This is a genomic window from Rothia sp. 27098_8_27, from assembly GCF_041432805.1.
Taxonomy (GTDB): Bacteria; Actinomycetota; Actinomycetes; order Actinomycetales; family Micrococcaceae; genus Rothia; species Rothia mucilaginosa.
The window spans coordinates 197,830-206,244 of the sequence record NZ_JAPWAJ010000003.1; the positions used below are offsets into that span (position 1 = coordinate 197,830).

Below are 8,415 nucleotides of genomic sequence, written 5' to 3' on the forward strand. Positions count from 1 at the left end.
ACCCGGTATCACTCTAAAAACGTGAGCTGGGCTCACTAAAAATGCGGCTCTTCTCATGTAGCGGCACATTCGTAAGAATGCACGCTAGAGAAGAGCCGCACAGCGCGGTAACCGAAGCTACCGAATCAAGCTAAAAGCACTAGATGAGGGCGGTAATGGCAGCCACACCACCGAAGACAATACCCGGGAGGTTCGCGATGATAATCGGAACATCCTTCTTGGGGCGCCACAGACCGTACAGAACCCACAGGGTGCAGTTCACCGCAGCGACCAGCGGCTGGATCCAGTCACCCTTGTGACCGTTCAGGTTACCGATAATCTGCGGGAAGTAGAAGACATACATGAGCACTGCGGTCACAGAAGCAACGCGAGCCAGGATGGGGAAGAACTTTGCGTGGAATTCAGAATCCACGCCCACGCCACCCTTGGGGGAGACGTTCTGTGCGGAGGTGTTTGCGGAGGTGTTGTTCTGCTCTGCCATGGATGTACTCCTTTACATGGTTTGCCGCTCACCAATCAAGAGTGAGTTGAGGGGTAAGGGGCATTAAGCGATGCATACTCGTACCGGGTCACGTCTAACTAGTTTCGCCTAGATATAGAGGCCCCGGGACTGCATCAATTGCGTACTGGATACATTACGCCCGTTCTCAGACTGCATATTGGGGCATGTCAGAGATGATGAACCGTGGATACACTCATAGCTCATCGATTGACGGGGTGGGGTTTTGCTCATCTGCCGCTGCCTTGGTCATCGCCATGTTCATGAGGCGGTACGTCGAGGCGCCAGAATGGTTCGTCGGGCGTCAATCGTGGTCGGTCCTATGCGGTGCTGGGTTTTTCGGTTCGTGCGGGCTGCGCCTCGCTCACTTACCTTAGTCTTACCCGTTGCGCTTGAGCACACTTCAATTATAAAAATGAATTACTCATAGCTTCAACTCGCAGTAAACGTGAATCTCTTCACAGGGCTCTCCCTCGACGGTGCCAGCCCATCCTAGCTCCGCGCCACCAGAGACAAATAGGGTCAAGCCGCACGCCCCGTTTAAACTAGAAGAATGACCAACAGCACCACCCCACAGGCAACCACTCACACCACCGACCACAGCAGCACCTTCGACGTAGAACTCGCGCAGCTCACCCGCAACAACTTCATTGAGGCACGCCACCGCGGCCGCCTCATCCTGCTGGGCCCCGACGGCGAAGTACAGCTTGCCCTCGGCGACATTCACGAGCCCTTCTACCTGCGCTCCGCCGCCAAGCCGCTGCAGGCCATCGGATCCATGAAGGCGGGCGCACCCCTGCGCGGCTCCCAGGTCGCCATCGCCTGCGGCTCGCATCGAGGCACCTTCGAGCAGATGCGCGCCGTGCAGGACGTACTCACCCAGGGCAGCACCGAAGCCAACCCGCTCACCCCGGCAAACCTGGCGCTCAAGCCCACGCTCCCCTCCGACAAGCAGGCACGCCAGGCAATGGTTCAGGCGAACCTTGCCGCTACTGCCCTGGCGCACCCCTGCTCCGGCAAGCACGCCGCATTCCTGTGGGCGTGCACCGCCAAGCTTGAGCGCGGCGACCTCGAAGAGGGCTCGCAGGACTGGACTCTGCACAACTACCTCGACCCCGCCCACCCGCTGCAGCAGGTCATCACCGAAGAAATTGAGGCGTTCACCGGCGAGCCCGTAGCCGCTATCGGCGTTGATGGCTGCGGTGCGCCCGTGCACGCCGTCTCCCTGGCCGGTGCCGCACGCGCCTACTCGACCCTGGGCGCGGCAATCCGCAACCTCGGGGCGGATGCGCGCGCCTCCACGGTCGCGACCGCCATGGTGGACTACCCCGAGCTGATTCAGGCACCCGGATCCCCCGACACCGTGCTCAGCGAAGAACTGGACGCGATCGTCAAGGGCGGCGCGGAGGGCGTGCTCTGCATTGGTCTGCGTTCGGGTGCGTCCGTGGTGGTGAAGATGAGCGACGGTTCGCACCGCGCCATGTACGCCGTGGCTCTGCGCGCTCTCGCCGCTGGCGGCTACCTGAGCGCCGAGGAATGCGAGCGCCTACTCGCGCTGGTGGTTCACCCGGTGACCGGCGGCTACGTGGACGGCAAGCCGGTTGAGGTGGGCGAGCTGCGCGTGCATGAGGAGCTTTTCACCCGCGAGGATCTGGCTCCCGGCGCCCCGGAAGAGGACTAGTCGTGGCGATTCGACGTAAAACTTCCGAAGCAGACGGCATGGCGGCGGTACGCGAAGTGCGTGCTTTCTTTGAGGAACGGCGTGCGGCAGCCGGTGAGCCTGCGGATTTGCATGCCCGAGGCGGGTACCTGCTGAACAGCCCCGAGGTGGCGCAGGCGTTTGCCGCGCTCCCCCGTTCGGTGCGCGCGACCTTCGTTCGCTTCACCCTTGAAGAGCTGGCGACCCTCGCCCCCGGCAATAGTGTGGAGGTACGTGTGCCCCCGCTGGGCGTGACCCAGTGCGTGGCGGGTCCTCGCCATACGCGCGGCACCCCGCCGTCCGTGGTGGAGGCGCGCCCGCTCGTGTGGGCGGCGCTGGTGCTGGGTGCGTGTTCGTGGGAGCAGGCGGTTGCCGCTGGGGTGCTTGACGCTTCAGGGGAGCGCAGTGACCTTTCGGGCTTGTTGCCGCTCTTCTAGAACTTGCTATGAGCCCGCAGGCCCACGCAGTTTTCGTAATTTGGCGTGTTTGTTGCCTGTTCTAGTGGTCCATCCTGAGGTATTTAGCGTATCCTTCACCGCATCGACCCCGAAACCCGGTACACTTTTAAAGGTCTGGTGTATGCTACGGCACACGCAGGCAGGTGTGAGTGCGGCAACACGCCCTAATCTTGCGCCTGCGCAGACGCATCCGCAGTCCCAACGTCGAAAAGACAGTGAATTGATTCGCCCCGACGGAAAACTCACTCACGACCTCGATCCGATTGACCACGGCCCCAAGGACGCCTGCGGCGTCTTCGGCGTCTGGGCACCCGGCGAGGACGTGGCAAAGCTAACCTACTACGGCCTGTACGCACTCCAGCACCGCGGCCAGGAATCAGCAGGTATCGCAACCAGCAACGGCAAACGTATCCACGTGTACAAAGATATGGGACTCGTCTCCCAGGTCTTTGACGAAGCCACCCTCAGCTCCATGCCCGGCGACCACGCTATCGGCCACGCCCGATACTCCACCACCGGCGCATCCCACTGGGCTAACGCACAGCCCACCCTCGGTACCACCCCGCACGGCACGCTCTGCCTGGCGCACAACGGTAACCTCACCAACTCGGCTGACCTTTACGACCGAGTGATTGCCAAGAATGGCGGCAAGCCTCCCAAGCACGGCGAGCTCGCCCAGGGCAACACCACCGACACCGCGCTCGTCACCGCCCTGCTGGCGGAGCACGACTTCGATTCCCTCGAAGAAGCAGCACTTGACCTGCTGCCCACCCTGCGCGGTGCTTTCTGCCTCACCTTCATGGATGAGAACACCCTCTACGCCGCACGCGACCCGCAGGGCGTTCGCCCCCTCGTGCTCGGTCGCCTGGAGCGCGGCTGGGTTGTCGCATCCGAAACCGCGGCACTCGATATCGTCGGCGCGTCCTTCGTGCGTGAAGTTGAGCCCGGCGAATTCCTCACCATTGACGAGAACGGCCTGCGTTCCCAGCGCTTCGCTGAGGCTAAGCCCGCCGGTTGTGTCTTCGAGTACGTTTACCTCGCTCGCCCGGACACCACCATCTCCGGTCGTAGCGTCTACGAATCCCGTGTAGAAATGGGCCGTCAGCTCGCCCGCGAGCACGCCGTTGAAGCTGACCTGGTCATGCCCACCCCCGAATCCGGTGTTCCCGCCGCGATTGGTTACGCCGAAGAGTCCGGCATTCCCTACGGTAACGGTCTGGTCAAGAACGCTTACGTGGGTCGAACCTTCATTCAGCCCTCGCAGACCATCCGCCAGCTCGGTATCCGTCTGAAGCTGAACCCGCTCAAGTCCGTGGTTGCTGGCAAGCGCCTCGTCGTTATTGACGACTCCATCGTTCGCGGTAACACCCAGCGCGCGCTCGTGCGTATGCTCCGCGAAGCCGGCGCGAAGGAAGTGCACGTGCGCATCTCCTCCCCGCCCGTAAAGTGGCCCTGCTTCTACGGTATTGACTTCGCCTCCCGCGCAGAGCTGATTGCGAACGGCCTGTCCGTGGACGAAATCGCCTCCTCCCTGGGTGCCGACTCGCTCGGCTTCATCTCCCAGGACGGCATGATGGCAGCCACCGAACAGCCCACCGAAAACATGTGCACCGCATGCTTCACCGGCGAATACCCGATTGAACTGCCCAGCGAGGAACGACGCGGCAAGTCCCTCTTTGACGCCGAAGAAAAGGGCAAGGGCGGCCCCCTCGCCGGTAAGGCGGCAGAGGTGACCGTGGAACGTCCCGTTCCCTCTAAGCCCGAGCACGCCGAGGCTGTCTCCATTGAAACCCGCGAAGGCACCGAAACTCTCGAAACGAAGTTCAACGCCTCCGACGTAGAAATCGCTGCTGACGACCCCGGCATGGGCATGTGCAACCCCGGCCCCGACGCCGACCTCGAGGCACTGCTCACCGAGCAGGACCGCACCCCCGCAAACTCCTCCGCTACCACTACCCCGAAGGAATCCTAATGAGCGAGAACACCACCACCGTAACCTACGCAAGCGCAGGTGTTGACGTAGAGGCTGGCGATCGCGCCGTTGAACTGATGAAGGGCGCTATCAAGGCGACCCACAACTCCTCCGTCGTTGGTGGCGTGGGCGGCTTCGCGGGCCTGTACGACGTCTCCGAGCTCGTCAAGTACCGTAAGCCCTACCTGGCTACCTCCACCGACGGTGTGGGCACCAAGGTCGCTATCGCGCAGGCACTCGATATTCACGACACCATCGGTTACGACCTGGTCGGCATGGTCGTGGACGACATCGTCGTGTGCGGTGCGAAGCCGCTGTTCATGACCGACTACATTGCCACCGGCAAGGTTGTGCCCGAACGTATCGCTGACATTGTGCGCGGTATCGCTGGCGCGTGTGCACAGGCTGGTACCGCCCTGGTTGGCGGCGAAACCGCTGAGCACCCCGGCCTGCTCGCAGAAGACGAGTACGACGTTGCGGGCGCAGCAACCGGTCTGGTTGAGGCAGACGAGCTGCTCGGCCCCGAGCGCGTGCGTGAGGGCGACGTGCTGATTGCTATGGCATCCTCCGGTATTCACTCCAACGGCTACTCCCTGGTCCGCAAGGTCCTGAACGTTGCCGGCTGGGGCCTGGAGCGCCAGGTGGACGAGCTGGGCCGCACCATCGGTGAAGAACTGCTCGAACCCACCCGCGTGTACGCGGCAGACTGCCTGGACCTGGCGGCAGCATTCCCCGTCAACGGCGAAGACGGCACCACCGGCAGCGGTGTACGCGGCTTCTCCCACGTGACCGGCGGCGGCCTGGCTGCTAACCTGGCTCGCGTTCTGCCCCAGGGCCTGGAGGGTCGCGTGGACCGCTCCACCTGGCAGATTCCCGCCATCTTCTCCCTGATCGGTTCGCTGGGCAACGTGCCCCTTGCCGACCTGGAGCGCACCCTGAACCTGGGCGTAGGCATGATCGCTATCGTTGACCCCTCCGTGGCTGAGGCTGCCACCAAGCGCCTGAACGACCGCGGTATCCCCTCCTGGATTATGGGTGACGTTGTTGCCGCCGGTGAGCCCGAGGCTAACAACCCCGATTACGTACAGGGCGCTAAGGGCGTGGACGGCGGCGCGGTTCGCCTGCTGGGCTCCTACGCTTCCTAAAGACGCTTTCTCCAGTAGGTAGCGAGCGCCAGCTTGCTGGTGCTGATAATTGCTGATGCCGGGGCGGTCACCTATACGGTGGCCGCCCCGGTCTGTGTGTGTCTACCGGCGGTGCGCGTTGTCCCGTGTGTTTGATGCCAGCTTTTTATTTATTTTCACGCGTATTTCAGGCTATTTTTATTTTTTGCTATCAACTGCATTTTTAATGCATTCTAGTGCTTACACCACAGTGTTAAAACATTTATTTCTCTCCCCTGTCAGCAAGAGGTGCCTCATATCCTGCCTCGCATACTCCAACCCTCAAGCTTTACCTACATAAACTCTCAATCACTGGGCGCTATTCAGCCTCCACAGGTTGATTTTCTGCACATTAACCCGTGAAAAGCACCTCAAAAATCCCTCAAGCTCACCTTGAAGTGATACCTTAGAAACGTACGTTGCACACCGTCCAAAAAAGAGTTCTTCCGGTACGAAAAAAGGGTCCACAAAACACTATTCCCTCACCCCATTTATTACTTCAGCGCGCCCAAAATCAGACCCCTTTTGCCGCCCCGTAAAAACCCTATCCGCACCTCGTGCACCTACAGACGGAAACACCAGTACACATCACACAGTCCGCATACCACCTACATCAGGAGAACCAGATGAGGCTTCCATACATCGGCGCGCAGCGCACCGAAACACCTCCTCGCCCCTGCACCGATAACCGCCGCCGCAAGCGCCCCGCACGCGCGGCACTGAGCTTGCTCGCCGCCGGCGCCATCCTCTTCGGAGGTGACCTGCCCGCCGTCCTCGCGCAGGCACCCAGCGACGAAGCCATCCTGGCAGCAGCTCAGGCGGCACCCCAGATCGAAGGCCCGGTCAGCCCCCTCACCCTCGCGCGCAACGGCGCGGCACGCCCCAACACCCCCACCGCGGCGGCGCCCGGTACGCTCCCCCAGCAGGTGTTCGACCGATTCATCGTCACCTACACCAAGGAAGCCAAGCAGCGCAAAATGCAGCGCGACGGCGACTGGGACGCAGTCCGCGGCATTGTTGACGACATCATGGACACTGTCGAGGTCGTCAGCGAAGCGCTGAACGTCGATACCAAGTTCCTGCACAACACCTCCACCGATGACGCCGTCATCCAGACCTCCAAAACCCTCAACAAAAACGAGGCAAAGGAGTTCATGTCGAAGGTCGCCTCCGACCCGGACGTAGCATCCGTCGAGCCCGACTACATCAACTACCCCGCCGCAGAAGGCGACATCACCTTCCAGTTCAACGACCCGCAGTACAGCAAGCAGTGGAACCTCACCAACCCCACCACCGGCGTGCAGAACACCGGTAACGCTCGCCTGCGCCGCGGCGCAAACGTGAAGGTCGCCGTGCTCGACACCGGCTACGTGCCGCACCCCGACCTGGTCACCGGCATGGCGAACGGCTACGACTTCGTCAGCGACCCGCTCAGCGCCCGCGACGGCAACGGCCGCGATCCCAACCCCCTGGATGAAGGCGACTACGCACCCTACAACCTCTGCAAGGACCAGGCGAACGCCCACACCTCCACCTGGCACGGCACCCACGTGGCGGGCATTATCGGTGCCCGCGGTAACAACGGCATGGGCATCGTCGGCGTCGCCGACCTCGCCCGCGTGCAGCCCGTGCGCGTGCTGGGCCGCTGTGGTGGCCGCACCTCCGACATTGCCGACGCGATTATCTGGGCAGCCGGCGGACACGTTGACGGCGTGCCGGACAACACCTACCCCGCCAAGATCATCAACATGTCCATCGGCACCGTAACCCGGTGCCCCGCCGCCTACCAGCGCGCCATCGACATTGCACGCTCCAAGGGTGCACTCGTGGTCGCCGCGGCGGGTAACGGCAACACGGAAGCATCCAAGTACGCGCCCGCCAACTGCATGGGCGTCATCACGGTTGGCGCAACCACCAAGGAAGGCAAGCGAGCGTCGTTCTCCAACTACGGCACGAGGGTCAATATCTCCGCACCCGGTGAGAACATCCTCTCCCTGTCCGTGAACAGCCTCGACCGCCCGGATAACACCAAGTTCACCTACGTCTACGAGAGCGGCACCTCCATGGCGGCGCCGCACGTCTCCGCACTCCTGGCGCAGCAGCTGGTCAACGGCACCTCCATGACCACTCAGCAGGTCGAGAGAGCATTCACCCTCGCGGGAGGTAATCGCATCAAATGCGACAAGGTCTTCTGCAGCCGCGGCATTATCAACAGTTTCAACCTGGCGAAAAAGGCTGGAAACCTGGACGCGAACGGCAGGGTGACCTATCTGCGACCGCGCAAGATCATTTCTAAGGGCCTGAGCGCCGGAGCATCTAACACCAAGATTGCGGACGATACCGGTGAAGCTACAGAGGCAACTACTACCGCAACAGCGCAGGCGGCAGGAACCAACGGCGAGACCCTCACCGGCGACTACGACCGAATTCCCGGCGCACCCGCCATGGAAATCCCCGAAGACGCCCAGGTCCAAGACCTGAACGGTGACGCCGAGCCCGTCACCCAGGACGAGCCGCTGGTCACCAACCCCGCACAGAAGCCCCGCGAAGCAGACGATCAGCACTAAGCTACCCGTAGCGTAGACAGACCCGGTTCACGGGCATAGCGAAGCCCCCGATGAGAG

6 protein-coding genes are annotated in these 8,415 nt (G+C 62.2%); 5 read left to right on the forward strand and 1 reads right to left on the reverse strand.

The window, feature by feature from the left end; genetic code table 11:
* Positions 1 to 139: 139 nt before the first annotated feature.
* Positions 140 to 481, reverse strand: coding sequence for a hypothetical protein (locus O3675_RS05580; protein ID WP_171840176.1), 342 nt, complete (start codon positions 479 to 481; stop codon positions 140 to 142).
* A 571-nt stretch (positions 482 to 1,052) separates the two neighbouring features.
* Between O3675_RS05580 and O3675_RS05585 the strand changes: the two genes are divergently transcribed.
* The 5 genes from O3675_RS05585 to O3675_RS05605 all read left to right on the forward strand — a co-directional run bounded on the left by O3675_RS05585 (position 1,053) and on the right by O3675_RS05605 (position 8,358).
* Positions 1,053 to 2,180 (forward strand): asparaginase, encoded by a 1,128-nt coding sequence (locus O3675_RS05585; protein WP_371571458.1) that lies wholly within the window; start codon positions 1,053 to 1,055, stop codon positions 2,178 to 2,180.
* A gap of 2 nt (positions 2,181 to 2,182) precedes the next feature.
* Positions 2,183 to 2,635: a sterol carrier family protein gene (locus O3675_RS05590; RefSeq protein WP_371571460.1), complete on the forward strand. Its 453-nt coding sequence runs from the start codon at positions 2,183 to 2,185 to the stop codon at positions 2,633 to 2,635.
* A gap of 241 nt (positions 2,636 to 2,876) precedes the next feature.
* Complete coding sequence (purF, locus tag O3675_RS05595) at positions 2,877 to 4,628, forward strand: amidophosphoribosyltransferase (protein ID WP_049340957.1); 1,752 nt, start codon at positions 2,877 to 2,879, stop codon at positions 4,626 to 4,628.
* Positions 4,628 to 5,773 (forward strand): phosphoribosylformylglycinamidine cyclo-ligase, encoded by a 1,146-nt coding sequence (purM, locus tag O3675_RS05600; protein ID WP_005504604.1) that lies wholly within the window; start codon positions 4,628 to 4,630, stop codon positions 5,771 to 5,773. The genes purF and purM overlap by 1 nt, the downstream gene beginning before the upstream one ends.
* Positions 5,774 to 6,417: 644 nt before the next feature.
* Positions 6,418 to 8,358 (forward strand): S8 family peptidase, encoded by a 1,941-nt coding sequence (locus tag O3675_RS05605; protein WP_371571461.1) that lies wholly within the window; start codon positions 6,418 to 6,420, stop codon positions 8,356 to 8,358.
* Positions 8,359 to 8,415: the final 57 nt, after the last annotated feature.